This window comes from Pseudomonas imrae, from assembly GCF_046352735.2.
Taxonomy (GTDB): Bacteria; Pseudomonadota; Gammaproteobacteria; order Pseudomonadales; family Pseudomonadaceae; genus Aquipseudomonas; species Aquipseudomonas imrae.
Genome location: NZ_CP110853.2, coordinates 427278 through 452241, shown reverse-complemented (window position 1 = coordinate 452241; position 24964 = coordinate 427278). Strand labels below are relative to the sequence as shown.

Genomic DNA, 24964 nt, shown 5'->3' with positions numbered 1-24964 from the left:
GCTTTCCCTGTCTGAGGGGTAGTCGATGTCTGGATTCATGCATTCGGTCGGTTTGGTTGAGCGGCGCCCATGACGCCCCAAGTCGAAAAATGCTTTAATGCCCAGCGTTTTTTTCCGCTTTTTACCTGCAGGTCGGGTCGTTCCATTGCTTGTCGTGCATTGCCCCGACGTCTAACTCATTCTTTTCTCTGGAAATCCAAAAGCCTTGATTCGTCTGCTGAAGTTTTTCGGGTACTCCGTTGTCGCTATCGTCTGCGGGCTGCTGCTCGCTCTGAGCGGCGCCTATCTCTATCTTAGTCCGGGGTTGCCCTCGGTAGAGGCCCTGAGAAGTATCCAGTTGCAGATTCCTTTGCGGGTCTACAGCAGCGATGAAAAGTTGATCGCAGAGTTCGGCGAAATGCGCCGCACCCCGATCCGCTTCGCCGATATCCCACCCAATTTCATCAATGCACTGCTTTCGGCCGAAGACGATAACTTCGCCAATCACCATGGCGTAGACCCCAGCAGCCTGATTCGGGCAGCCACACAACTGGTAAAAAGCGGGCATATCCAGTCGGGCGGCAGCACGATCACCATGCAGGTGGCGAAGAACTTCTTCCTCACCAGCGAGCGCAGTTTCTCGCGCAAGGCCACGGAAATCCTCCTTGCGCTGCAGATCGAACGCCAACTGACCAAGGACGAGATCCTTGAGCTGTACGTCAACAAGATCTATCTGGGAAACCGTGCCTACGGCATCGAGGCGGCATCCCAGGTGTACTACGGCAAGTCGATCCGGGACGCCAGCCTGGCACAGATGGCAATGATCGCAGGCCTGCCCAAGGCCCCTTCGCGCTTTAACCCACTGGCCAACCCGGCCCGCAGCAAGGAGCGTCGCGACTGGATCCTGGGGCGCATGTACAAGCTGGGCAAGATTGACCAGAACGCCTATGAGACGGCGGTGGCCGAGCCGCTGAACGCCAGCTATCACGTGCCGACGCCGGAAGTGAGCGCGCCGTACATCGCTGAAATGGCCCGCGCCGAGATGGTCGGTCGCTATGGCAGCGCGGCCTACACCGAAGGTTTCCGCGTCACCACGACCATTCCGAGCAACTTGCAGGAAATCGCCAACCACTCAGTCCATGAAGGCCTGATTACCTACGATCAGCGTCATGGCTACCGCGGTCCCGAATCACGCCTGCCGGGCAAGACCCTGAGTGCCTGGACACTGGAGCTGGGCAAGCAGCGTTCGATCAGTGGCTTGGAGCCAGCCATCGTCACCCAGGTGAATAAAGACGGCATACAGGTGCTAACCCGCAGCGGCGAAGCAAACGTGGCCTGGGACACCATGAAATGGGCCCGCCCGTTCTTGAACACCAACAGTATGGGGCCGATGCCCAAGCAGGCCTCGGATGTGGCCGAGGTCGGCGACCTGATTCGCGTGCAACGCCAGAAGGACGACAGCCTGAAGTTCAGCCAGGTCCCAGTCGCCCAAGGCGCACTGGTTTCACTAGACCCGCAGAACGGCGCCATCCGCGCCCTGGTAGGTGGTTTCGCCTTCGAGCAAAGCAACTATAACCGCGCGATACAGGCCAAACGCCAGCCGGGATCGAGCTTCAAGCCATTCGTCTACAGCGCTGCCCTGGACAATGGCTACACGGCCGCCAGCCTGGTCAACGATGCGCCTATCGTGTTTGTCGATGAGTATCTGGACAAGGTCTGGCGACCGAAAAACGACACCAATACCTTCCTCGGCCCGATACGCGTCCGTGAGGCGCTGTACAAATCGCGCAACCTGGTATCGATTCGTCTGTTACAAGCGATGGGCATAGACCGCACTATCGACTACATCAGCAAGTTCGGCTTCAACAAGCAGGACCTGCCGCGCAACCTGTCCCTGGCCCTCGGCACGGCAACCCTGACACCGATGGAAATCGCCACCGGCTGGAGCGTGTTTGCCAATGGCGGCTACAAGGTCACACCCTACCTGATCGACAAGATCGAAAGCCGCAATGGCGAGACACTGTTCGTCGCCAACCCGCCCAGCGTACCCAACGCCGCCCCCGCCAGTGATGGCCTGGCTGCGCCGACCGGCGAAGGCATCAGCATCGAGCCTGCCCCCGTCGCGGCGCCCACAGACACTGCCCTGCCCACGCAGACGCCAGTAGTGGCAGAGCAGGTTGTCGATGGTCGTACCGTCTATATCCTCAACAGCATTCTGCAGGACGTGATCAAGCGCGGCACCGGGCGTCGCGCACTGGCTTTGGGCCGCACAGACCTGGCGGGCAAGACCGGCACCACCAACGAATCCAAGGATGCATGGTTCTCCGGTTACAACGCCGATTACATCACCACCGTCTGGACCGGTTACGACCAGCCGGAAAGCCTGGGTCGCAGGGAATACGGTGGAACCGTCGCCCTGCCGATCTGGATGAGCTACATGGGTGCAGCCCTCAAGGACAAGCCGAACCATACCCTGGCGGAACCGGAAGGCATCCTGAGCTTGCGGATTGACCCGATCAGTGGTCGCACAGCCGCACCAGGCACGCCGAATGCGTACTTTGAAATGTTCAAGAGCGAAGACACACCACCGTCGGTCAGTGAGCTGGGCAATGGCATTGCGCCGGGAAGCCCACTGCCGGCAGATGAGACGGCGCCAATCGATCTGTTCTGATAACCCGGATCCGTGGCCTGGCATAGATCCAATGTGGGAGCGGACTTGCTCGCGAATACGGTGAACATTGGCTGGCACACCGCCTTCGCGGCCCGCCCCCACATTTGGCTCTGCACCAGACGTCAGTAATCACAGGCAACAAAAAAGCCCCGACTCTTACGAGCCGGGGCTTTTTGTTGGTGCGCTACAACGACTTAGCCGTTGAACACATCATCCACGCTTTGCAGCGGGTAGTGCTTCGGATACGGCAGGGTCGCCACGCCGGTCTCGATCGCGGCCTTGGCCACAGCATCGGAGATCAGGGTGATCAGGCGCTTATCCATTGGTTTCGGGATGATGTACTCACGACCGAACTCCAGCTTGGCGCCGCCATAGGCATCGCACACGTCCTGAGGCACGGGCAACTTGGCCAGTTCACGCAAGGCGTTGGCTGCCGCCACTTTCATTTCTTCGTTGATGCGCTTGGCGCGAACGTCCAGGGCACCACGGAAGATGAAGGGGAAGCCCAGTACGTTGTTGACCTGGTTCGGGTAGTCCGAACGACCGGTGGCCATGATCACATCGCTACGGGTGGCGTGAGCCAGTTCCGGCGAGATTTCAGGGTCCGGGTTGGAGCAGGCGAACACGATCGGGTTCGGCGCCATGGACTTCAAGCCTTCAGCGCTCAGCAGGTTCGGGCCGGACAGGCCGACGAACACGTCAGCACCATCCAAGGCATCAGCCAGGCTGCGCTTGGAAGACGGATGGGCAAACATCGCCTTGTACTGGTTCAGGTCGGTACGCTCGGACTGGATCACGCCCTTGCTGTCGACCATGTAGATATTCTCCAGCTTGGCACCCATGCTGATGATCAACTTCATGCAGGAGATAGCTGCTGCGCCAGCGCCCAGGCAGACGATCTTCGCGTCGGCCAGGGTTTTGCCGGCGATTTCCAGGGCGTTGATCATGCCGGCCGCGGTGACGATCGCGGTGCCGTGCTGGTCATCGTGGAATACCGGGATGTCACACTGCTCGATCAGGGCCTTTTCGATCTCGAAGCACTCGGGTGCCTTGATGTCTTCCAGGTTGATGCCACCGAAGGTGATGGAAATGCGCTTTACGGTGTCGATGAAAGCTTGCGGGCTTTCGGAGTCGACTTCGATGTCGAATACGTCGATGCCGGCGAAGCGCTTGAACAGTACGCCCTTGCCCTCCATGACTGGCTTGGAAGCCAGTGGGCCCAAGTTACCCAGGCCGAGAATCGCGGTGCCATCAGAAATGACTGCAACCAGATTGCCTTTGCCGGTGTATTTGTAGGCCAGTTCAGGGTCGCGGGCGATTTCGCGAACGGGCTCGGCTACACCGGGGCTGTACGCCAGCGACAAGTCGCGCGCGGTAGCGGTGGCTTTGGTGAGCTCGACACTCAGCTTTCCTGGACGAGGATGGGCGTGATATTCGAGAGCGGCAGTTTTCAAATCAGACATATCGGCATTCCGCTTTTTACTGTTGGACGACGGACCGCCGAGGATACGCGTGTCGCAAAGTCCCTACAAGACTGGGCAGTCACAGGTGTCAAGGGCCCTGCCCTACGACTTTTGGCCAAGAGCCACGGCCCGCAAGGGCTCAACTGTTCACAATCAATCGAAAAAATGTCTACAATTTTTTCTCAGGGCACCGACTGCAACATGCCCGGATCGGTCAACGGAAGCAGCCAGCGCGCCTGACCACGTTTCAACCCGCCACGCCGGGAACGATCCAGCACCCAGCCCCGGGCCTCGATATGACGACCCTGCAGACGGGTGAGCATGGCGCTGTCGAACTGATCCACCAGATTGGGTGCAACTTTCAATACCAGGGAACCCTGCAGTTCGATCCAGATTCCGCCACGATTGCGTTCGACCTTGCTCACTTGGCCGCTGACCACGGCGAAGCCGGAACGCTTGATCTGCGTGACTTTTTGTATCGGCGACTGACGCCACAACCCCAATCGGGCCTGTCGGGCGCTGCGCTCGGCAGCCTGTTGGCAGGCAACCAGATCGACGTTAGGCGCGACCGCCACCAGAAAACCCAGGCCTTCAGCGAGTATCTGGGCCTCCAGATTTGCACCGTTGGCGTCATAAAGGTGCGCCAGGGTTCGCCCGTAACGGTCTTTGCTCTCACGACCAAGGACCATGCCCACCCGGCCGTCGCTGGCGTCAACCAGAGCCTGCAAGCGTTGGCGAGCGGCCACGGCGAAAGGTTCGTCGGAACGACCTTTCTTGCCGGTTTCCGGCGCATTGACGCCAATCATCCGCACACTGCGGCCGTCTTGGAGGCGCAGCGTATCGCCATCCACCACCCGCTGGACCTCAACCGTACTGACGGCGGTCAGCGCCGGGCAAAACACCTCGGCCTGGGCGGGCGCCAGCCAAATCGCGGACACAAAAAAGGCGCCCGCAAGGGACGCCTTTTTTACCAACGAAGAAAAGCCGTGCAGGCTTCCCACGCCGTTTACCTTACTCAGCTGCAGCAGGAGCTTTAGCTTTACCGAAGGCACCGAAACGATCAGCGAAGCGCTGTACACGGCCGCCAGTATCCAGAGTCTTCTGCTTACCGGTGTAGAACGGGTGGCACTCGTTGCATACGTCAGTACCCAGTGGCTTGCACAGGTTCGAACGGGTTTCGAACTTGTTACCGCAGCTGCAGGTTACTTCGATGGTTTCGTACGCTGGATGGATATCGGCTTTCATGGTGTATTCCTCGAGGCTAGCGTGCCGCCACTCAACACTATTGTCGAATACCGCACGTAATTAGGCCGCGGATTCTACCAGACCTTTTTAAACGCGCAAGCAGCGCAACCGCCCCTTTCATCAGAAAACAGGGCGTTATTGCGGGCACACAGTGCCTCCCAAGGTACTCTGGCCCGCCATCGGGAGCACGACACCTTCACCGCCGGTCTGCTAGGCTCGCGACCTTCTTCACCTCCAACCGATGAGAACCCCACGCGTGCCCGACGCCATTTTGCGCCTCGCCCTGCCTTCGCCCCTGCGCCGCCTGTTCGATTATCGGGCGCCTGCAGGCGTGCTGCGGTCGCAGTTGCAACCGGGGATGCGGGTGCGGGTGCCGTTTGGTCGGAGGGAGATGATCGGCATTCTGGTGGAAGTCGCCGATCACAGCGAAGTCCCCGCCGAGAAGCTCAAGCCGGCCTTGGCCATGCTCGATGCCACGCCACCCTTGCCGCCGTCACTGTTCAAGCTGTGCCTGTGGACCTCACAGTATTACCAGCACAGCCTGGGCGACACCCTGAGCTGGGCACTGCCGGTGCTGTTGCGCCAGGGGGAACTGGCCGAGACCCGCCAGGAACGCTTCTGGTCAATGACGCCCGGCGCACGCCTGGATGACCCGCGCATCGCTCGCGCGCCCCGCCAACGCGAGGCCCTGGCGACCCTGGCGCAACACCCCCACGGCGTGGCCCACCAGCTCTTGAGCAAGTTGATGCTGAGCAAGGACAGCCTCGACCTGTTACTGGCCAAGGATCTGGTGCAAGTGGAAGTGCGCCGACATGCCCCCAGCGAACGCCATCAGCACTGGCTGGCGCAGCCGGAACTGCCGCTCAATCCGGAGCAGCGCGCAGCCTTCGAGGCCATCAGCGCGGGCGCCGACAGTTTCCATGCGTTCCTGCTCGCCGGTGTTACCGGCAGCGGCAAGACTGAAGTCTATCTGCAACTGATCCGCGAAACCCTGGAAGCCGGCAAACAAGCATTGGTACTAATCCCAGAGATCAATCTCGGCCCGCAAACCCTGGCGCGCTTCGAGCAACGCTTCAACGCGCGGATCGCCCTGGTGCATTCGGCAGTCAACGACCGTGAGCGCCTGGAGTCGTGGCTGGCGGCACGGGATGGCGAGGCCGACATTATTATCGGCACCCGTTCGGCGCTGTTCACCCCGATGAAAAACCCGGGACTGATCATCATCGATGAAGAACACGACGGGTCCTATAAACAGCAGGAAGGCTTGCGCTATCACGCCCGCGACCTGGCACTGGTACGGGCACGCCAGGAAAACATCCCGATCGTGCTAGGCTCGGCAACACCCTCACTTGAGAGCCTGCACAACGCCTACACCGGGCGTTACGGCCTGTTGCGCCTCAACGAACGCGCCGGCGGCGCCAAACAACCACGCTTCCTGCGCCTGGACGTAAAAAGCCGCCCACTGGACAGCGGCATCAGCGGCCCGATGCAACAAGCCATCGGCCAAACGCTCGCCGCCGACCAGCAAGTGCTGGTGTTCCTCAACCGCCGTGGATTTGCGCCGACGTTGTTGTGCCACGATTGTGGCTGGATGTCCGAATGCAACCGCTGCGACGCGCGAATGACCGTGCATCAACGCTCTGGCGAGTTGCGCTGCCACCACTGCGGCCACGTCGAACGGGTGCCCCGCCATTGCCCGCAGTGCGGCAAGGTAGACCTGCGGCCCGTTGGCGCAGGCACCGAGCGCGCCGAAGAACGGCTGGGGATCCTGTTCCCCGACTACCCGGTCTTGCGGGTGGACCGCGACAGCACGTCGCGCAAGGACGCGATGAACCAGCTGTTCGCAACGATCCAGAAAGGTCAGCCGTGCATTCTGGTAGGTACGCAAATGCTTGCCAAAGGGCATCACTTCCCAAGGGTAACCCTGGTGTCGATCCTGGATGCCGACGGCGGGCTGTTTTCCGGGGACTTTCGCGCCAGCGAACGCATGGCACAGTTGATCGTCCAGGTCGCTGGCCGCGCCGGGCGCGCTGAAGAGCCCGGCAAAGTGATCATCCAGACTCACCTGGCGGACCACCCACTGTTGATCCAGTTGACCGAGCAAGGCTACTTCGCCTTCGCCGAACAGGCCCTGAGCGAACGCCGCTCTGCCGGCCTGCCGCCATTTTCGCACCTGGCCCTGTTGCGTGCCGAAGCCCACAAGCCGGGACAGGCCGAGGGGTTTCTGGATCAAGCGTGTAGTGAGGCTGAACGCTTGCTCGGTGAGTTGGGCCTGACCGGCATCGAGTTGCTCGGTCCGGTGCCCGCGCCGATGGAGCGCCGCGCCGGGCGTTATCGCGCCCAGCTACTCTTGCAAGCTACATCCCGCGCGCCGCTGCACCGGCTATTAAGTAGTTGGTTGCTTGCCCTGGAACAAATGCCCAGCGGCCGGCAAGTGCGATGGTCGCTGGATGTGGACCCGGTGGATTTGTACTGACCGTTAAATTGCCATCGCAGGCAAGCCAGCTCCCACATTTTGAAATGTAAACAGCCTTAAATGTGGGAGCGGGCGTGCCCGCGATGAGGCCCGCAGGTCCGCCAACCCGTCTGAATGGTTGGCAAGCCCGCCCTCGCCACGGATAATGCCCAGTTTTTCCACCTGCGCATCGCGCGCCGCCGCTTGCGGTCGAAAGAGAACACCATGAAAGACACCATTCGCCAGTTGATCCAACAAGCCCTCACCCAACTCGTCAACGAAGGTGTGTTGCCTGAAGGCCTGACGCCGGCGATCCAGGTGGAAAATACCCGCGACAAGACCCACGGCGACTTCGCCAGCAACATCGCCATGATGCTGGCCAAGCCTGCGGGCATGAAACCGCGCGACCTGGCGGAAAAAATCATTGCCGCCTTGCCTGCCGACCCGCAAGTCAGCAAAGCCGAAATCGCCGGCCCGGGCTTTATCAACATCTTCCAGAACACCCAGGCCCTGGCCTCGCGCCTGGACGCCGCCCTGGCCGATACCACCATCGGCGCACGCAAGGCCGGCAATGCCCAGCGCGTGGTCATCGACCTGTCGGCCCCCAACCTGGCCAAGGAAATGCACGTCGGCCACCTGCGCTCGACCATCATCGGTGACGGCGTGGCGCGGGTCCTGGAGTTTCTCGGCGACACCGTGATCCGCCAGAACCACGTGGGCGACTGGGGCACCCAGTTCGGCATGCTGATGGCCTACCTGCAGGAAAACCCGATCACCAGCAATGAGCTGTCGGACCTGGAGAATTTCTACCGCGCCGCCAAAAAACGCTTCGACGAATCCGAAGAGTTCGCCGAGCGCGCACGCGGCCTGGTGGTCAAGTTGCAGGCCGGCGACAAGGAATGCCTGGAGCTGTGGGGTCGCTTCCGCGATATTTCCCTGTCCCACTGCCAGGACATCTACGAGCTGCTGAACGTCAAGCTGACCATGGCTGACGTGATGGGCGAAAGTGCCTACAACGACGACCTGATCAACGTGGTCAACGACCTCAAGGCCAAGGGCCTGCTGGTCGAGAGCAATGGCGCCCAGTGCGTGTTTCTAGAAGAGTTCAAGACCGCCGACGGCGAACCGCTGCCGGTAATCATCGTCAAGGCCGATGGCGGCTACTTGTACGCCACTACCGACCTGGCGGCCGTGCGCTATCGCAGTGGCATACTGAAAGCCGACCGCGCCCTGTATTTCGTCGACCAGCGCCAGGCCCTGCACTTTCAGCAAGTGTTCGAAGTGGCGCGGCGCGCCGGCTTCGTCACCCACCCGATGCACATGGAGCACATGGGCTTCGGCACCATGAACGGCGCAGACGGCCGGCCGTTCAAGACCCGCGATGGCGGCACCGTAAAGCTGATCGACCTGCTGAACGAAGCTCAGGAGCGCGCCTACAACCTGGTGAAGGAAAAGAACCCCGAGCTGGCCGAGGCCGACTTGCGCAACATCGCCCGCGTGGTGGGTATTGGCGCGGTCAAGTACGCCGACCTGTCCAAGCACCGCACCAGCGACTACAGCTTCAACTTCGAACTGATGCTCAACTTCGAAGGCAACACCGCACCTTACCTGCTATACGCCTACACCCGTGTCGCTGGCGTGTTCCGCAAGCTGGGCAAGGACTTCAGCGAAGTTCAGGGCCAGATCGTTCTTCAAGCCCCTCAAGAGCAGGAACTGGCAGCCAAGCTGGCGCAGTTCGGTGAAGTGCTCAACAGTGTGGGCGAGAAAGGTACGCCACATATTCTCTGCACCTATCTGTACGAAGTCGCGGGACTGTTCTCCAGCTTCTACGAAAACTGCCCGATCCTGAGCGCTGCAGACGAAGCACAAAAGCAAAGTCGCCTGCGCCTCGCGGCCCTGGCTGGACGGACCCTCAAGCAAGGCCTGGAATTGTTAGGCCTGGAAACCCTGGAGCGCATGTAAGTTGGCAGCCAAGAAAAAACCTGCACCCAAGCGCGGCGCCAGCCGCTACCAGGCACCGGCGAAAAAAACAGTCCCGGGCTGGATGTGGCTGGTCATAGGCCTGACGGTCGGTGCGTTCATCGTGTTCCTGATGAAGCTGGAGCCTGGCCAGGGCGATGACGTCAAGCGGGTCAAACAGGAGCAGCAGAAGGCCAGCAAGATCGCCGAAGCGAACAAGACCCCGCCAAGCCCGACAGCGCCGACGAAGCCCAAGTACGACTTCTACACGCTGCTGCCGGAATCGGAAGTCATCGTGCCGCAGGATGCTGTGCCGGAAAAAACCCTGCCCACGCCGCAAGTGCCTGTAGTGCCGACGACACCAGTCACCCCGGCAGAAGCCGCGAAGATCGACACTGCGCGGGCCCAGGCCGCTCTGGCCGGGATCACTCCGCCGCCGGCACCGCCCGTCGCCACGACCAAGGCGGCTCCGGTGACCAAGTTCTTCCTGCAAGCGGGTTCATTCCCCAAACAGGCGGACGCGGACCGGGTACGGGCGCAGATCATCCTGCTGGGGCAGTCGGTGACGGTGGAGTCCGGGACAGTGAAGGAGGCGACCTGGTATCGCGTGCTGGTCGGTCCGTTCAGCAACCGCGAACAACTGACAGTGGCCCAGAAGCAATTGGCTGGCGCAGGCTTTAGCAATCTACTGTTACAACAACGCCAGAGCCGCTGACCCCCAGCCAAGGCGGGAAAAAAATTTGGGAGCGGGCTTGCCCGCTCCCACATTGGATTTTCATCGATCTCAAGACCCGCCACTCGCCTACACTGCCGTCCTACGCTTGAAATCATCGTCATTACCCCCATATCAGTTTCCATCAGGGCATTTTCGCCCCGCAGCGTGGAGACTCTCCCCTTGACCACCATCGTTTCAGTTCGTCGCCACGGCAAAGTCGTCATGGGCGGCGACGGCCAGGTTTCCCTTGGCAATACCGTGATGAAAGGCAACGCAAAGAAAGTGCGCCGCCTGTACCACGGCCAGGTCCTCGCCGGCTTTGCAGGTGCCACCGCTGACGCCTTCACCCTCTTCGAGCGCTTCGAAGGCCAGTTGGAGAAGCATCAGGGCCATCTGGTCCGCGCTGCCGTCGAACTCGCCAAAGAGTGGCGCACCGACCGCTCCCTCAGTCGTCTTGAAGCCATGCTCGCAGTCGCCAACAAAGACGCTTCATTGATCATTACCGGTAACGGCGATGTCGTCGAACCCGAACACGGCCTGATAGCCATGGGCTCCGGCGGCGGCTACGCTCAAGCTGCAGCCAGTGCATTGCTGAAGAAAACCGATCTGTCGGCGCGGGAAATCGTCGAGACAGCCCTGGGCATTGCCGGCGACATCTGCGTCTTCACCAACCATAACCTGACCATTGAGGAGCAGGACCTCGCGGAATAAGCCATCGGCTTTTCCTGCTTGAGGACCCACACATATATGTCCATGACTCCCCGTGAAATCGTCCACGAACTCGACCGCCATATCATCGGCCAGGACGATGCCAAGCGCGCCGTCGCCATCGCCCTGCGTAACCGCTGGCGCCGGATGCAATTGCCTGAAGAGCTACGCGTTGAAGTCACTCCCAAGAACATCCTGATGATCGGTCCTACGGGCGTCGGTAAAACCGAGATTGCCCGTCGCCTGGCCAAACTGGCCAATGCGCCGTTCATCAAGGTCGAAGCGACCAAGTTCACCGAGGTGGGCTATGTAGGCCGTGACGTCGAATCGATCATCCGTGACCTTGCCGACGCCGCGCTGAAACTGCTGCGCGAGCAGGAAATGACCAAGGTCAGCCATCGCGCCGAAGACGCCGCCGAAGAACGCATCCTTGATGCCCTGCTGCCACCGGCACGCATGGGCTTCAACGAAGACTCGGCACCGAGCCAGGACTCCAACACGCGCCAACTGTTCCGCAAGCGCCTGCGTGAAGGTCAGTTGGACGACAAGGAAATCGATATCGAAGTTGCCGAAGTTTCTGGCGTCGATATTTCCGCGCCGCCTGGCATGGAAGAAATGACCAGCCAACTGCAAAACCTGTTCGCCAATATGGGTAAGGGCAAGAAGAAAAGCCGCAAGCTCAAGGTCAAGGAAGCACTGAAGCTGGTACGTGACGAAGAAGCCGGACGCCTGGTCAATGAAGAAGAGCTCAAGGCCAAGGCGCTGGAAGCAGTCGAGCAGCACGGCATTGTGTTTATCGATGAGATCGACAAGGTCGCCAAGCGTGGTAATTCCGGCGGTGTCGACGTCTCCCGCGAAGGCGTGCAGCGCGATCTGCTGCCGCTGATCGAAGGCTGCACCGTCAACACCAAGCTGGGTATGGTCAAGACCGACCACATCCTGTTTATAGCCTCGGGCGCTTTCCACCTGAGCAAGCCAAGCGACCTGGTGCCAGAGCTGCAAGGCCGCCTGCCGATTCGTGTGGAACTCAAGGCGCTGACCCCGGGCGACTTCGAACGCATCCTCAGCGAGCCGCACGCCTCGCTGACCGAGCAATACCGCGAACTGCTGGGAACCGAAGGCCTGGGCATCGAGTTCCAGCCGGACGGTATCAAGCGCCTGGCGGAGATCGCCTGGCAGGTCAACGAAAAAACCGAGAACATCGGCGCCCGTCGCCTGCACACCTTGCTTGAACGCCTGCTGGAAGAAGTTTCCTTCAGCGCCGGCGACATGGCCGGCGCGCAGAACGGCGAAGCGATCAAGATCGACGCCGAATACGTCAACAGTCATCTGGGCGAACTGGCACAGAACGAAGACCTGTCTCGCTATATCCTGTAGGTCTTTACGCAGCACCGCTTTGCTTTAATGTGGGAGCGGGTTTGCTCGCGTTAGCGGTGTATCAGTCATATATGTATCGACTGGCACACCGCTAACGCGAGCAAACCCGCTCCCACTTTTTTGAGCCAGTTCCTTAAGGATCATCTCTGGGCGGTTACTCCAATGTCTAAGCTTCCTACCGCTATAAACCTGCACAAAACCTCCAACACCCTCGGCCTGACCTACGGGCCTGACGAGTCCTATAAGTTGTCCGCTGAATTCCTGCGCGTACACTCCCCTTCCGCCGAGGTCCAGGGCCACGGCAAACCGATCCTGCAATTCGGCAAACTCAATGTGCGCTTGAGCAAGATTGAGCCGGCGGGACAATACGCATTGAAGTTGACCTTCGACGACGGCCATGACAGCGGACTGTTCACCTGGGATTACCTCTATCAGCTCGCCGTGCGCCAAGACGATCTGTGGGCCGATTATCTGGCCGAACTCAAGGCTGCCGGGAAAACCCGCGACCCGAGCGAGTCGGTTGTAAGGCTGATGCTCTGACTCAAGCCTTGCTCTTGGTGGGCATTTTTCTGATTTCACCTGCTCGATGCCCTCGTAGAGCATCGATAAAAAAACGCCCGACCTTCAAAGGCCGGGCGTTTTTTATGCCCTGTAAAATCAGGACTGACTGGGCGTCGAGGTTGCTGGCGTTGCAGTTGGGGTTGCGGCCGATGTCGGCGCGGAGGCCGAGTTGGTCACGGGGGCAGGGGTTGCGGTCTTGGCGGTTGCAGTAGGTTTTGCAGCAGTTGGCTTCCTGGCAGCGGCAGGCTTCTTCGCCACGGCAGGTTTGGTGGTGGCAGGTTTTGCAGCAGGCTTGGCTACGGCCGGTTTTGCAGTGGCCGGCTTGGCAGCGGGTTTGGCTGCAACTGGCTTGGCTGCGGCGGTTTTCGCGACGGGCTTGGCTGCAGGTTTTGCTGCGGGCTTGGCTGCGGCTTTGGCGGCCACTGGTTTTTTCGCGACAGGCTTGGCAACAGGTTTTGCCGCTGCGGTTTTCGCCGCAGGCTTGGCTGCGGACTTGGTTGCAGGTTTTGCAGCCGGCTTAGCCGCAGCCTTGACCAAAGGCTTGGCCGCGGTTTTGGCCGCTGGTTTTGCAGCCGCCGCTTTCGCTGCAGGCTTGGCGGCTGGCTTGGCAGCGGCGACCTTGGCAGGAGCCGCCTTGGCACCGGTAAGCTTTTCGATTTGCTTGGTCAGGGTATCGACCTTGCTGTGCAGCGCTTTCACTTCAGTCCGGCTAGGTACGCCCAGGCGCGAAATGGCACTGTTGAGACGTTTGTCCAGAGCCCCTTCGAGTTCACCCCAGGTGCCAAGCACCTGTTTCTTCGCATCACTGATACGCGAACCGGCAGTTGCTTTGGCAGTTCCTGCTTGTTTACCCGACGCGCTCTTGGTCAACTTCTCGGCCTTTTCGCCGTCTTTAACCAAAGTCTCAAAGAGTTTGCTGCCGTCACTGTCGATCTTCGAGTACACGCCTAAACCAGCCAGCCAGATTTTGCGGGAATATTCTTCAACTTTCCCGACCCACGAGCTGCTTTCTTTCTGAGTAGTCTTTTTAACAGCCATCCCGATGTCTCCTAAGTGTTTACGCACGACACCTTCGAGCAATGCCGTCAGCTCTTCGAGCTTAGCAGAGAGTGTCTCCACGTCATGTTTAGACGCAATGCCGATTCGATTCAAGGCACTTGCAGCACATGTATCAAAAGCTTTTTCAACAGTATCGAGCTGAACTTCTACCAGACCTTTGACAGCGTGAGCACTACTCTTTACTTGGTCAATCTGACTGTTGGCAATGACAAGTTGTTCAATGAAAACTTTTTTACCTTTACTTTCAATAAGTTGATCGTTTTCAACCAACACTTTCAAGACGAGTACGGTCCGGTTAGCCCAGCGTTTTATCCAGGGCTTTCTCGATTTCGGACTTGATGGTACCGCTCATAGTCGACATCAACAGGCCCAAGTCCACATCAATGCGCAGCGAATCATCTGCAACCAATACCGTGCCTTTGACGCCCGAACGCTTGAGGTTCAACGTATCGCCGGACCATGACGGCTCCAGGCCGTATTGCTCCTGGAGTTTGTGCGCCAACTCGCCGGCCTTTGCCCGTGCCCCTTCTTTACCCAGGGAATGTGCACGTTCAACGGTTATACGGGCCATTGCAATGACTCCTCTTTATAGGGGCTTGGATACCTTCGATGCGGCAAAAGGTCTCGGTGACCGCCTATCTTACCTGCAGCCTTGCCAAGACAAAGCAGGCCTTGGGGATTATCATGTCCCGCATTCTCTTTTGGTGACAGCGATATGACTGATCAGCGCAAAGGCAGCGATGCCGAACCCACCACTCACTTCGGCTTCAAGAACGTCCCGCAAAGCCAGAAAGCGGAAAAAGTCGCTGAGGTGTTCCACTCCGTCGCCGCCAAGTATGACCTGATGAACGACGTGCTCTCCGGCGGCATGCATCGCCTGTGGAAGCGCTTTACCATCGAGTTGTCGGGTGTACGCACCGGCAACCGCGTACTGGATATCGCCGGCGGCACGGGCGACTTGGCGGCCAAGTTTTCGCATCTGGTAGGCCCGACCGGCCAAGTCGTGCTGGCCGACATCAACGGCTCGATGCTCAAGGTCGGGCGTGATCGGCTTCTGGACAAGGGCGTGGCAGGCAACATCGAGTTCGTGCAGGCCGACGCAGAAAAACTGCCGTTCCCGGACAACCATTTCGACTGCGTGACCATCGCTTTCGGCCTGCGCAACGTGACCAACAAGGAAGACGCGCTGCGCTCGATGCTGCGCGTACTCAAGCCCGGCGGTCGCCTGCTGGTGCTGGAGTTCTCCAAGCCGACCAACGCGCTGATGTCCAAGGTCTACGACACCTACTCGTTCGCCTTCATGCCCCTGATGGGCAAACTGATCACCAACGATGCCGAGAGCTATCGCTACCTGGCCGAGTCGATCCGCATGCACCCTGACCAGGAAACCCTGAAGTCGATGATGGTAGAGGCCGGCTTCGACCGCGTGACCTACCACAACATGACCTCCGGCATCGTTGCCCTGCATCGCGGTATCAAGCCCTGATGCTGCTCCAGGGCCTTCTCGCAAGCGTCGAGCACGGCATCAACCGTGTCCTGCGCCTGGACAGCACCGCCCTGGCGCGGCTGGCGCACTTGAACGGCAAGATCATTGCCGTCGACTGCACCAATCCTGCCTTGCAGCTGTACATCCTGCCTAGCGATGAAGGCCTGTTGCTGGCGACCCACTGGGCCGCCGATGCCGACTGCATCCTGCGCGCGCCGGCTGCAAGCCTGCTACGCCTGGCGCTGAGCCGGGACAAGACGGCCATCCTGCACGGCCCGGACGTCGCCCTGGAAGGCGACAGCGCAGTGCTGATGGATCTGGCTGCAGTGCTGCAAGACCTGGAACTGGACTGGGAGTACGAGCTTTCTCGCTGGCTCGGCCCGGTGGCCACGCAACTGATCAGCGGGCATCTGCGCAGTCGCTCGCGTTGGTACCAGCAGGGTTTCGCCAGCCTGAACCAGAACCTCGCCGAATACCTGAGCGAAGAATCGCGAACCCTCGTCGGACAGCGGGAAGCCGAAGCGCGCTTTCGTGAACTCGACCAGGCCAAACTCGACCTGGAACGGCTTGAGGCACGCTTAGAGCGCCTGAGCCGCTCCCTTGATCCAAGCGATAACGCATGAAGCTGCTCGCCGTCCGCCGTTTGTTTCGTATCCAGCGCGTTGTCATCCGCTACCGCCTCGATGATCTGCTGTTCTCCCTGCCCCTGCCCTGGTTCCTGCTGGCGGTGCGCTATGCCTTGCCGTGGCGCTGGTTTCCGCGCAAGGCCCTGGAGCTGAGCCGCGGCGCACGCCTGCGCCTGGCCTTGCAGGATCTGGGACCGATCTTCATCAAGTTTGGACAAATCCTGTCCACCCGCCGCGACTTGCTGCCCGAAGACATCGCCGATGAATTGATGCTGTTGCAGGACCGTGTACCGCCGTTCGACTCGCAGCAGTCCATGAAGCTGATCGAGGAACAGTTGGGCAAGAAGATCAGCGAAGTGTTCAAGCGCTTTGATATCGAACCACTGGCCTCGGCTTCGGTAGCCCAGGTTCACGCCGCGCAGCTCAAGACCGGCGAAGAAGTAGTGGTCAAGGTGATCCGCCCCGGGCTCAAGCCGATCATCGGCCAGGACCTGGCGTGGCTGTTCATCCTCGCGCGCGCCGCCGAACGTTTCTCTGCCGATGCGCGCCTGCTGCACCCGGTAGACGTGGTTGCCGACTACGAAAAAACCATTTACGACGAACTCGACCTGTTGCGCGAAGCAGCGAACGCCAGCCAGCTCAAACGCAACTTCGAAGGTTCCCCGCTGCTTTATGTGCCGCAAGTCTATTGGGACTGGTGCCGGCCAAAAGTGCTGGTGATGGAACGTATCTATGGCGTCCAGGTCACCGACCTCGCGACCCTGGCCGACCAACGCACTGACATGAAAATGCTCGCCGAACGCGGTGTCGAGATTTTCTTTACCCAAGTATTCCGTGACAGCTTCTTCCACGCCGACATGCACCCCGGCAACATCTTCGTCAGCACGGTGAACCCGTGGAGCCCGCAGTACATTGCCATCGACTGCGGCATCGTCGGCAGCCTCACGCCAGAGGACCAGGATTACCTGGCGCGCAACCTGTTTGCCTTCTTCAAGCGGGACTACCGCCGCGTGGCGCAGCTGCACATCGACTCAGGCTGGGTGCCGGCAGAAACCAAGCTCAATGAATTCGAGGCGGCGATCCGCACGGTCTGCGAACCGATCTTCGAAAAACCGTTAAAAGATATTTCATTCGGCCAGGTGCTGATGCGCCTGTTCCAGACCGCCCGGCGCTTCAACATGGAAGTCCAGCCGCAACTGGTGCTGTTGCAGAAAACCCTGCTCAACATCGAAGGCCTGGGCCGCCAGCTGTATCCGGATCTGGACCTGTGGAACACCGCCCAGCCGTTCCTCGAACGCTGGATGCGCGAACGGCTCAGTCCGAAAACCATGCTGGGCAACCTGCAAAGCCAGGTCGAGCAACTGCCGCACCTGGCCAGCATGACCCGTGATTTGCTCGAGCGCATGTCCCAGCCCCACGCCGAAGATCCGCCGCCGCCGTGGCACAAACGCAAGGACGACTGGTTCCTGCGCCTGCTGGGTGCAGCACATTTGGGTGGCGGTGCGGTGCTCGCGGTCGATGGACCGTTGCAGCAGTTGGGCCATTGGCCGGCAGGGATCATGGTCGCGGTCGGCCTGTATCTGGTCGTGCGCCGATAGGCTATCCGGTTATACACTGTGTTCATTGCCGATGCGGGTAACGTACGGCTGTCGGAGTCGAAAATGAAAGACTGGCTGGACGAGATCAAATGGGACAGTGACGGCCTGGTGCCGGCCATTGCCCAGGACCACAAGACCGGGCGCGTGTTAATGATGGCGTGGATGAATCGTGAGGCCTTGAGCCTGACCGCCGCCGAGCAGCGCGCCATCTATTGGTCACGTTCGCGTGGCAAACTGTGGCGCAAGGGTGAAGAGTCCGGGCACGTGCAACAACTGCATGAGATGCGCCTGGACTGCGACGCCGACGTGATTATCCTCATGGTCGAGCAGATCGGCGACATTGCCTGCCACACTGGCCGTCACAGCTGCTTCTACCGGGTATTCGAGAACGGCGAGTGGAAAACCGTCGAGCCCGTCCTCAAAGACCCGCATGCTATCTATTCGCCAGGACATTGAACATGAGCGACACACTCGACCGCCTGGCCCAAGTGCTGGAAGACCGTAAAGGCGCAGCCGCCGACAGCTCGTATGTCGCCAGCCTGTACCACAAGGGCCTGAACAAGATTCTCGAAAAGCTCGGCGAAGAATCCGTCGAGACCATCATTGCAGCCAAGGACGCGCAAATCAGCGGCGACTGCAGCGATGTGATCTACGAAACCGCCGATTTGTGGTTCCACAGCCTGGTCATGCTCGCCCAACTGGGGCAGCATCCGCAGGCCGTGCTTGATGAACTGGACCGTCGCTTCGGCTTGTCCGGGCATGCCGAAAAGGCCTCGCGCCCGTCCGCTTGAATAACTTTTTGACAGAGGAATTGCAGCATGGGCATTTTTGACTGGAAACACTGGGTCGTTATTCTCATCGTGGTTGTCCTGGTGTTCGGTACCAAGAAACTGAAAAACCTGGGTACCGATGTCGGCGAGTCCATCAAGGGCTTTCGCAAGGCCATGAACGACGACGAAAAGCCGACCGACAACGGCGCCAACCCGGTGCCTCCGGCGCAGCCTGTGCATCCGCAGGCCGCCCAGCCGATCACTGAACGTCGTACCTTCGACGTGCAGGCCGAGAAAGTCGAAGAGCCGACCCGCAAAGACTCGTGAGCACTGACTAATGTTTGGTATCAGCTTCACTGAACTGCTGCTCGTCGGCCTCGTTGCGCTGTTGGTGCTGGGCCCCGAACGCCTGCCTGGCGCGGCGCGTACGGCAGGCCTGTGGATCGGGCGCCTGAAACGCAGTTTCAACACCATCAAACAGGAAGTTGAACGGGAAATAGGCGCAGACGAGATTCGTCGGCAACTGCACAACGAACATATTCTGTCCCTGGAGCAGGAAGCGCGCAAAATCCTCTCGCCCCAGCAGCAAGTGCCTGCGCCGGTCGAACCGCTGGCCGAGCAGAGCATTGCGCCCGTGGCTGAAGTCGCGCCAGCTGCAACGCCCGCGCCTGTCACAGCGCCGACAGAACCCGCGCCGACGCCTGCTGCGTCGCCCGCTCCCCACGACCCTACATTGCCGCCGCGAGCCCCATGAGCGCTGATAAACCGGAAAACGACCAGCACATGCCGCTGGTCTCGCACCTCACCGAGTTGCGCACCCGCCTGCTGAGGTGTGTCGCGGCGATCTTCGTGATCTTTGCCGGGCTGTTTGCCTTTACCCAGCAGATCTACACCTTCGTCTCGACGCCGCTGCGCGAATACTTGCCGGTAGGCGCGACGATGATCGCCACCGACGTGTCCTCGCCGTTCCTCACCCCGCTGAAGCTGACGATGATGGTTTCGCTGTTCCTGGCGATCCCGGTGATCCTGCACCAGATCTGGGGCTTTATCGCGCCAGGCCTGTACAAGCATGAAAAACGCATCGCGGTGCCGCTGTTGGTGTCGAGCATCATGCTGTTCTACACCGGCATGGCCTTCGCCTATTTCCTGGTGTTCCCGCTGATCTTCAAATTCTTCGCCGCCGCAACTCCGGCCGGCGTGGAAATGATGACTGACATCACCAGCTACCTCGATTTTGTGATGACGCTGTTCTTCGCCTTTGGCGTAGCCTTCGAGATTCCGGTGGCCGTAGTACTGCTGGTGTGGATCGGCGTGGTCGACGTCAAATACCTACGCAAGATCCGTCCATACGTGATCATCGGCTGCTTTGTAGTCGGCATGGTCCTGACCCCACCGGACATCTTCTCGCAAACCTTGCTGGCCGTGCCGATGTGGATGCTGTTCGAGATCGGCATCCTGTTCGGCAGCCTGGTGAGCAAGCGGGGCGAACGCCCGGATGAACAGCCCGCCGACGACGACCAGCCGCCAGCGACGCAACCGTGAACCTGCTGTTGCTGGAGGACGCCGATTTTATCGCGGCTGACCGGGTGATCCTGCGTGATCGGCGCCTGGTCCACATGCAGGAAGTCCACCGTGCCGCAGTCGGCGATAGTCTGCGGGTCGGGAGGATTGGCGGGCAGATGGGCAATGCCGAACTGCTGCGCCTGGAACCTGGCGAAGCGGAACTGCAAATCACCCTCGACCAAGCGCCTCCGGCCAAGCTGCCGGTGACCCTGCTGCTGGCCCTGCCTCGCCCGAAAATGCTACGCCGGGTCTTGCAGACCGTGGCGTCCATGGGTGTGCCACGGGTGGTATTGATCAATAGTTACCGGGTGGAAAAGAGCTTCTGGCAGACACCGTTCCTGGAACCCGAAGCAATTCGTGAGCAACTGATCCTCGGCCTGGAACAGTCCAGGGATACCGTGCTGCCCGAGATCATCATCGAAAAACGCTTCAAACCCTTTGTCGAAGACCGTTTACCGGCCCTCACCTACGGCACTCTCGGGCTGATCGGTCATCCCGGCAACTACCCGCCATGCCCACGCGGCCTGGATGAATCCGTAACCCTGGCCATCGGCCCGGAGGGCGGCTGGATCCCCTACGAGGTCGACCTGCTGGCCAAGGCCGGCTTGCAACCGGTGCAATTGGGCGCGCGGATCCTGCGGGTTGAAACCGCCGTTACCGCATTGCTCGCCCGGCTGTTCTAGCGTCTACAGATTCTCAACCGCCTGCCGATAGCCTGTGAATAAGTCCAAGCCTTGTTCAGGGGAGTTCACTGCATGTACCGTTGGCCAGCTGAAAAATTAGGAAATGTGAGCGTCAACCGCAAACTGGGCATGGGGTTTGGCCTGGTATTGATTCTGACTCTCTTGATCACATTCACCGGCTGGACAGGCCTCAGTGGCGTGATCAGTCGTGGCGACAAGCTGGGGTTTATTTCCAGCCTCAATGAGCTGAGCAAAGACCTGCGCCTGGCACGCCTGGACTATGAAATGCGCCGCGGCGAACAAGGCCCGGGAGCGGTCAATGAGCTGCTGATCGCACTCGAAGGCGGGCTTGAAACCGCACGCGGATTGATCGAGCAACCAAAAGACGTGGCCATGGTCGACGACCAATTGGCCGCCGTCGCCGCGTACCGACAGGCGTTCAGCGCCATGATTGAGGCCGGCACCCAGCGCGAAGACGCCCGCAGCAAACTTGGGGCTACGGCTGACAACGCCGTGGCACGGGTGGCCGAGATCGAAAGCAGCCTGCTGCAGGGCTACAGCGTCGCTCAGTTCAACAGCGTGGTCGAGTTGAGCAAACTGATCCAGCAGGCTCGCTTCCAGGTTCGCGGCTACACCTACAGCGCCAAGGCCGAGGCCGAAAAACCGGCACTCGACGCCATCAACAACGCCTTGCAGAACCTCGACAGCCTGCGCAGCAACCTACCAGAGCAGTACGCCCCTAACCTGCAGGTAGCCAGCGACGCCCTGAAAGCCTATCAAGCGGCCGTCAGCCAGTTCCGCGACTCTCAGGTGGCCAACGCCGCAGCCCTCAAGTCTATGGCCGCACAAGGCGATATCCTGCTTGATCGCAGCAAGAAACTGACGGCCTCACAGACCGTAGTGCGCGACACCGATGCCGCACAAGCCAAGCAATTGCTGATGCTCGCAACGGTATTGGCACTGTTCTTCGGCGTGGCGGCGGCCTGGATCATTACCCGGCAAATCGTGGTCCCGCTGAACCAGACACTCAAGGTGGCCGAACGTGTCGCTGCAGGAGACCTGAGCCATGATCTGATCTCCCAGCGCCGTGACGAACTGGGCCAGTTGCAACGCGCCATGCAAAGCATGACCACAGGCCTGCGTGAATTGATCGGTGGTATCAGCGACGGTGTGACGCAAATCGCCAGCGCCGCCGAGCAACTGTCTGCCGTCACCGAACAGACCAGCGCCGGGGTCAACAACCAGAAGATTGAAACCGATCAAGTGGCCACCGCCATGAACGAAATGGCCGCCACTGTGCAGGAAGTAGCACGCAATGCCGAAGAAGCATCCGAAGCCGCCGTTGCTGCCGACCAACAAGCCCGCGAAGGCGACAAGGTGGTAGGTGAGGCCATCGCGCAGATCGAACGCCTGGCTGGCGAAGTCGTCAACTCCACCGAAGCCATGGGCCATCTCAAGCGTGAAAGCGACAAGATCGGCAGCGTGTTGGATGTGATCAAGTCCGTCGCCCAGCAAACCAACCTGCTGGCCCTCAACGCCGCTATCGAAGCCGCCCGGGCCGGAGAAGCCGGACGTGGTTTTGCGGTCGTTGCCGATGAAGTGCGCAGCCTGGCCCAACGTACGCAGCAATCCACCGAGGAAATCGAGGAACTGATTGTAGGCCTGCAAAGCGGCACCCAACACGTCGCGACCATTATGGATAACAGCCGTGACCTTACCGACAGCAGTGTCGAACTGACCCGCCGGGCCGGCAGCGCATTGGCAAACATCACGCGCACTGTCTCGGCGATCCAGGCAATGAATCAGCAGATCGCCACGGCGGCCGAACAACAGAGCGCCGTGGCCGAGGAAATCAACCGCAGCGTGCTGAACGTACGCGATGTCTCTGAACAGACCTCGGCGGCCAGCGAAGAAACCGCCGCATCCAGTGCAGAACTGGCGCGCCTGGGCATCTACCTGCAGACACTGGTGGGCCGCTTCCGCATCTGACCTGCCGTTCGCGGCGGCCAATCGAGGCCGTCGCGGCTCGCATCTTACGAAACTTCCCACGTTGTTATCAGCCCGCTACTACCCCGAATCGATCTAGCGTTTGCTGTGTTGCGCAGCGCTTCTTCAGATTTGGAGGTTCACCATGTTTAGTCGGCTGACTCGTCTGCTGGATAACACCAGCGTGCGCCTCAAGCTCGCCCTGGGCTTTGGCCAGGTGCTGGTCCTCAGTTTCATCATCGCCGTGACGGGCTGGCAAGCTCTCAACGGCACGCTGCAGCGTTCAACCAAACTGACGATATTGGGACAGCTGGCTGCTGACGCCGAAGCCACGCGTGCCGATCGGATTGTGTACCGAATCCTCGCGGACACCGCCAGCCTGGGCAAAGTGCGTACGTACATAGAAAAAATCGAACAACACTTGGTCAACCTCTCCAGCCGCATGAAAGACCCCGCCGACGCCAAGCGTCTTAAGGAAGCGAAACTGCGGGTGTCGGGTCTCAAGGCTGCACTCGTCGAGCTGCCGCCCCTGATCCAAGCACGTGAAAACGCCCGTATCCCCCTCAAGCAAATCGCCCTGCAGGCCGGAGACACTCTCGCCCAACTCGCCAGTGATCTGCCCGACCAGGAAGACCAGAAAGCCCTTGATGCCATCGAAGACCTACGCCAGGCGATGGCGTTTGCCGATGACGCGGCCCAGAACCCCGCGTGGGCCGCCGACTCGTTGCAAGCCTATGCCGAAGCAGTCAGCAAATCGCTCGACACGCTGCAGCTCGCACAAGCGGCCGTCATGGCCCTTGCGGTGGACTCGACCCTGCTCCAAACCGAATTGGCCAAATACCACGAGCAGTTGATAATGCTCAAGGAGGCCCAACTCAACATCGAGAACGTGCAGAACCGGTTCGAACAACAGCTGGATCAACTGCTGGAGCAAAACGAGCAGTTAAGTGAGGCCCAAACCTTCAAACTTGAGCGGGAGACCAGCCAGGCCCGCACCCTACTGGTCAGCGTCACTCTTGTCGCACTGCTGATCGCAGCCCTGACCGCCTTGTGGATCGCCCGACAGATCTGCACACCGTTGCGCCAAGTCCTGGCATCTGCCGAGCGCATCGCCGATGGCGACCTGAGCCACGTCCTTCTGGTGGAACGCCGCGATGAGATGGGCCAGCTGCAGCAAAGTATTGGGAAAATGACCCACAGCCTGCGCGGCTTGATTGGCGGCATCAGCGACAGTGCGCAGCAGATCGCCAGTGCCGCCGAGCAACTGTCCGCCGTAACCGAGCAGACCCGCGTCGGGGTCAACCAGCAGAAAGAGCAGACAGAACAAATCGCCACGGCAATGACGCAAATGCTTGCGACCTCCCAGGAGGTCGCACGACACGCCGAGCACGCATCCACCGCCGCGACCGAAGCTGAGCGTCATACAGGGCTGGGCGATCAAGTCGTGACACAAGCTATCACCCAGATCGAACATCTGGCGCAGGAAATGACGCGCTCCAGCCAGGCCATGCAAGGCCTGCAGCAAGAAAGCCAGAAAATCGGCAGCGTATTGGAGGTGATCAAGTCAGTATCGGAGCAAACCAACTTGCTCGCCCTCAACGCGGCCATTGAAGCCGCACGGGCCGGAGAAGCAGGACGGGGATTCGCGGTGGTCGCCGATGAAGTGCGCGGTCTGGCCCAGCGCACTCAACAGTCAGCCGAGGAAATCGAGGCCTTGATCGATGATCTGCGTAACGGCACACAAGAAGTGGCCGACATCATGGACAGCAGCAGCGCACTCACTGACAACAGCGTCGGCCTGACCCGCAATGTCGGTCAAGCCTTGGTAACCATCAGCCAATCCGTGGCGGTGATCCAGGAGATGAATCCGCAGATCGCCGCAGCCGCCGAGCAACAAAGCGCCGTTGCCGGGGAAATAAATCGCAGTATGGTGAAAGTACACGATGGCTCGGAACAGGCCGCCGCTGCCAGCGAGCAGACAGCGGCGGCGAGTGTCCAACTCGCCCGCCTGGGAGCAGACCTGCAGGTGTGGGTGGGCAAGTTCAAGCTATGAGATTGCG

Annotated in this window: 23 protein-coding genes and 3 pseudogenes; 20 read left to right on the top strand and 6 right to left on the bottom strand. The window is 60.2% G+C overall.

Going from position 1 to position 24964, the window contains the following annotated elements; genetic code table 11:
• Positions 1-208 precede the first annotated feature (208 nt).
• Positions 209-2650: a penicillin-binding protein 1A gene (locus OQ460_RS02045; RefSeq protein WP_410021907.1), complete on the top strand. Its 2442-nt coding sequence runs from the start codon at positions 209-211 to the stop codon at positions 2648-2650.
• Positions 2651-2844: 194 nt separating this feature from the next.
• On the opposite strand, the gene OQ460_RS02040 is transcribed toward OQ460_RS02045, so the two are convergent.
• The 3 genes from OQ460_RS02040 to rpmE all read right to left on the bottom strand — a co-directional run bounded on the left by OQ460_RS02040 (position 2845) and on the right by rpmE (position 5358).
• The gene (locus OQ460_RS02040; RefSeq protein WP_410020261.1) at positions 2845-4113 is read right to left on the bottom strand and encodes a malic enzyme-like NAD(P)-binding protein; all 1269 of its coding nucleotides are present in this window, start codon (positions 4111-4113) and stop codon (positions 2845-2847) included.
• 182 nt (positions 4114-4295) lie between these two features.
• Positions 4296-5051, bottom strand: coding sequence for a thermonuclease family protein (locus tag OQ460_RS02035; protein ID WP_410020260.1), 756 nt, complete (start codon positions 5049-5051; stop codon positions 4296-4298).
• Positions 5052-5124: 73 nt separating this feature from the next.
• Positions 5125-5358 carry a 50S ribosomal protein L31 gene (gene rpmE, locus OQ460_RS02030; protein ID WP_028621753.1) on the bottom strand — a complete coding sequence of 78 codons (234 nt, stop codon included), beginning with the start codon at positions 5356-5358 and terminating at the stop codon, positions 5125-5127.
• A 256-nt stretch (positions 5359-5614) separates the two neighbouring features.
• On the opposite strand from rpmE, the gene OQ460_RS02025 reads away from it, so the two are divergent.
• From OQ460_RS02025 to OQ460_RS02000, 6 genes are all read left to right on the top strand, one after another.
• A complete protein-coding gene (locus OQ460_RS02025) occupies positions 5615-7834 on the top strand; it encodes a primosomal protein N' (RefSeq protein WP_410020259.1) in 2220 nt (739 codons plus the stop codon).
• A 204-nt stretch (positions 7835-8038) separates the two neighbouring features.
• Positions 8039-9775 carry an arginine--tRNA ligase gene (gene argS, locus OQ460_RS02020; protein ID WP_410020258.1) on the top strand — a complete coding sequence of 579 codons (1737 nt, stop codon included), beginning with the start codon at positions 8039-8041 and terminating at the stop codon, positions 9773-9775.
• Between the two features lies 1 nt (position 9776).
• Positions 9777-10487, top strand: coding sequence for an SPOR domain-containing protein (locus tag OQ460_RS02015; protein ID WP_410020257.1), 711 nt, complete (start codon positions 9777-9779; stop codon positions 10485-10487).
• Positions 10488-10667: 180 nt separating this feature from the next.
• Positions 10668-11198 (top strand): ATP-dependent protease subunit HslV, encoded by a 531-nt coding sequence (gene hslV / locus OQ460_RS02010; RefSeq protein ID WP_016972722.1) that lies wholly within the window; start codon positions 10668-10670, stop codon positions 11196-11198.
• 36 nt (positions 11199-11234) lie between these two features.
• Complete coding sequence (gene hslU / locus OQ460_RS02005) at positions 11235-12572, top strand: ATP-dependent protease ATPase subunit HslU (RefSeq protein ID WP_410020256.1); 1338 nt, start codon at positions 11235-11237, stop codon at positions 12570-12572.
• Between the two features lie 162 nt (positions 12573-12734).
• Positions 12735-13112 (top strand): gamma-butyrobetaine hydroxylase-like domain-containing protein, encoded by a 378-nt coding sequence (locus OQ460_RS02000; protein ID WP_410020255.1) that lies wholly within the window; start codon positions 12735-12737, stop codon positions 13110-13112.
• A gap of 117 nt (positions 13113-13229) precedes the next feature.
• Here OQ460_RS02000 and OQ460_RS01995 read toward each other — a convergent pair whose 3' ends face one another.
• The 3 genes and pseudogenes from OQ460_RS01995 to OQ460_RS01985 all read right to left on the bottom strand — a co-directional run bounded on the left by OQ460_RS01995 (position 13230) and on the right by OQ460_RS01985 (position 14763).
• Positions 13230-14171, bottom strand: a complete 942-nt coding sequence (locus tag OQ460_RS01995; protein ID WP_410021906.1) for a phasin family protein — start codon at positions 14169-14171, stop codon at positions 13230-13232.
• 42 nt (positions 14172-14213) lie between these two features.
• Positions 14214-14465 (bottom strand): annotated as a pseudogene (locus tag OQ460_RS01990) (phasin family protein); the annotation flags it as partial.
• 22 nt (positions 14466-14487) lie between these two features.
• Entirely contained in the window at positions 14488-14763 is a 276-nt protein-coding gene (locus OQ460_RS01985) for a polyhydroxyalkanoic acid system family protein (RefSeq protein WP_410020254.1), read from the bottom strand.
• 144 nt (positions 14764-14907) lie between these two features.
• On the opposite strand from OQ460_RS01985, the gene ubiE reads away from it, so the two are divergent.
• The 13 genes and pseudogenes from ubiE (at position 14908) to OQ460_RS01920 (ending at position 24957) form a co-directional block, all read left to right on the top strand.
• Positions 14908-15678 carry a bifunctional demethylmenaquinone methyltransferase/2-methoxy-6-polyprenyl-1,4-benzoquinol methylase UbiE gene (gene ubiE / locus OQ460_RS01980; protein ID WP_410020253.1) on the top strand — a complete coding sequence of 257 codons (771 nt, stop codon included), beginning with the start codon at positions 14908-14910 and terminating at the stop codon, positions 15676-15678.
• Positions 15678-16301 carry a ubiquinone biosynthesis accessory factor UbiJ gene (locus OQ460_RS01975; RefSeq protein WP_410020252.1) on the top strand — a complete coding sequence of 208 codons (624 nt, stop codon included), beginning with the start codon at positions 15678-15680 and terminating at the stop codon, positions 16299-16301. The genes ubiE and OQ460_RS01975 overlap by 1 nt, the downstream gene beginning before the upstream one ends.
• Complete coding sequence (gene ubiB / locus OQ460_RS01970) at positions 16298-17902, top strand: ubiquinone biosynthesis regulatory protein kinase UbiB (protein ID WP_410020251.1); 1605 nt, start codon at positions 16298-16300, stop codon at positions 17900-17902. Before OQ460_RS01975 ends, ubiB begins: the two co-directional genes overlap by 4 nt.
• A gap of 63 nt (positions 17903-17965) precedes the next feature.
• Positions 17966-18358, top strand: a complete 393-nt coding sequence (gene hisI, locus OQ460_RS01965) for a phosphoribosyl-AMP cyclohydrolase (protein WP_410020250.1) — start codon at positions 17966-17968, stop codon at positions 18356-18358.
• 2 nt (positions 18359-18360) lie between these two features.
• Positions 18361-18693, top strand: coding sequence for a phosphoribosyl-ATP diphosphatase (locus tag OQ460_RS01960; protein WP_154742288.1), 333 nt, complete (start codon positions 18361-18363; stop codon positions 18691-18693).
• A 27-nt stretch (positions 18694-18720) separates the two neighbouring features.
• Positions 18721-18999 (top strand): twin-arginine translocase TatA/TatE family subunit, encoded by a 279-nt coding sequence (locus tag OQ460_RS01955; RefSeq protein ID WP_410020249.1) that lies wholly within the window; start codon positions 18721-18723, stop codon positions 18997-18999.
• A gap of 10 nt (positions 19000-19009) precedes the next feature.
• The gene (gene tatB / locus OQ460_RS01950) at positions 19010-19426 is read left to right on the top strand and encodes a Sec-independent protein translocase protein TatB (protein ID WP_410020248.1); all 417 of its coding nucleotides are present in this window, start codon (positions 19010-19012) and stop codon (positions 19424-19426) included.
• On the top strand, positions 19423-20214 hold the full coding sequence (gene tatC / locus OQ460_RS01945) for a twin-arginine translocase subunit TatC (protein WP_410020247.1): 792 nt from the start codon (positions 19423-19425) through the stop codon (positions 20212-20214). The genes tatB and tatC overlap by 4 nt, the downstream gene beginning before the upstream one ends.
• Positions 20211-20918 (top strand): 16S rRNA (uracil(1498)-N(3))-methyltransferase, encoded by a 708-nt coding sequence (locus tag OQ460_RS01940; RefSeq protein WP_410020246.1) that lies wholly within the window; start codon positions 20211-20213, stop codon positions 20916-20918. The genes tatC and OQ460_RS01940 overlap by 4 nt, the downstream gene beginning before the upstream one ends.
• 72 nt (positions 20919-20990) lie before the next feature.
• Positions 20991-22004, top strand: a pseudogene (locus OQ460_RS01935) (methyl-accepting chemotaxis protein); the annotation flags it as partial.
• A gap of 30 nt (positions 22005-22034) precedes the next feature.
• Positions 22035-22907 carry a methyl-accepting chemotaxis protein gene (locus OQ460_RS01930; RefSeq protein WP_410021905.1) on the top strand — a complete coding sequence of 291 codons (873 nt, stop codon included), beginning with the start codon at positions 22035-22037 and terminating at the stop codon, positions 22905-22907.
• Positions 22908-23049: 142 nt separating this feature from the next.
• Positions 23050-24099, top strand: a pseudogene (locus tag OQ460_RS01925) (methyl-accepting chemotaxis protein); the annotation flags it as partial.
• Positions 24094-24957, top strand: coding sequence for a methyl-accepting chemotaxis protein (locus OQ460_RS01920; RefSeq protein WP_410021904.1), 864 nt, complete (start codon positions 24094-24096; stop codon positions 24955-24957). The pseudogene OQ460_RS01925 and the gene OQ460_RS01920, both read left to right, overlap by 6 nt.
• Positions 24958-24964 lie beyond the last annotated feature (7 nt).

Bases quoted from the DNA above. Each gene is read 5' to 3' on its own strand.
- OQ460_RS02040 (WP_410020261.1), bottom strand. From the start codon at position 4,113: ATGTCTGATTTGAAAACTGCCGCTCTCGAATATCACGCCCATCCTCGT.
- rpmE (WP_028621753.1), bottom strand. From the start codon at position 5,358: ATGAAAGCCGATATCCATCCAGCGTACGAAACCATCGAAGTAACCTGC.
- argS (WP_410020258.1), top strand. From the start codon at position 8,039: ATGAAAGACACCATTCGCCAGTTGATCCAACAAGCCCTCACCCAACTC.
- hslU (WP_410020256.1), top strand. From the start codon at position 11,235: ATGTCCATGACTCCCCGTGAAATCGTCCACGAACTCGACCGCCATATC.
- OQ460_RS02000 (WP_410020255.1), top strand. From the start codon at position 12,735: ATGTCTAAGCTTCCTACCGCTATAAACCTGCACAAAACCTCCAACACC.
- OQ460_RS01995 (WP_410021906.1), bottom strand. From the start codon at position 14,171: ATGGCTGTTAAAAAGACTACTCAGAAAGAAAGCAGCTCGTGGGTCGGG.
- OQ460_RS01985 (WP_410020254.1), bottom strand. From the start codon at position 14,763: ATGGCCCGTATAACCGTTGAACGTGCACATTCCCTGGGTAAAGAAGGG.
- ubiE (WP_410020253.1), top strand. From the start codon at position 14,908: ATGACTGATCAGCGCAAAGGCAGCGATGCCGAACCCACCACTCACTTC.
- OQ460_RS01975 (WP_410020252.1), top strand. From the start codon at position 15,678: ATGCTGCTCCAGGGCCTTCTCGCAAGCGTCGAGCACGGCATCAACCGT.
- ubiB (WP_410020251.1), top strand. From the start codon at position 16,298: ATGAAGCTGCTCGCCGTCCGCCGTTTGTTTCGTATCCAGCGCGTTGTC.
- hisI (WP_410020250.1), top strand. From the start codon at position 17,966: ATGAAAGACTGGCTGGACGAGATCAAATGGGACAGTGACGGCCTGGTG.
- OQ460_RS01960 (WP_154742288.1), top strand. From the start codon at position 18,361: ATGAGCGACACACTCGACCGCCTGGCCCAAGTGCTGGAAGACCGTAAA.
- OQ460_RS01955 (WP_410020249.1), top strand. From the start codon at position 18,721: ATGGGCATTTTTGACTGGAAACACTGGGTCGTTATTCTCATCGTGGTT.
- tatB (WP_410020248.1), top strand. From the start codon at position 19,010: ATGTTTGGTATCAGCTTCACTGAACTGCTGCTCGTCGGCCTCGTTGCG.
- tatC (WP_410020247.1), top strand. From the start codon at position 19,423: ATGAGCGCTGATAAACCGGAAAACGACCAGCACATGCCGCTGGTCTCG.
- OQ460_RS01930 (WP_410021905.1), top strand. From the start codon at position 22,035: ATGCAAAGCATGACCACAGGCCTGCGTGAATTGATCGGTGGTATCAGC.
- OQ460_RS01920 (WP_410021904.1), top strand. From the start codon at position 24,094: ATGACCCACAGCCTGCGCGGCTTGATTGGCGGCATCAGCGACAGTGCG.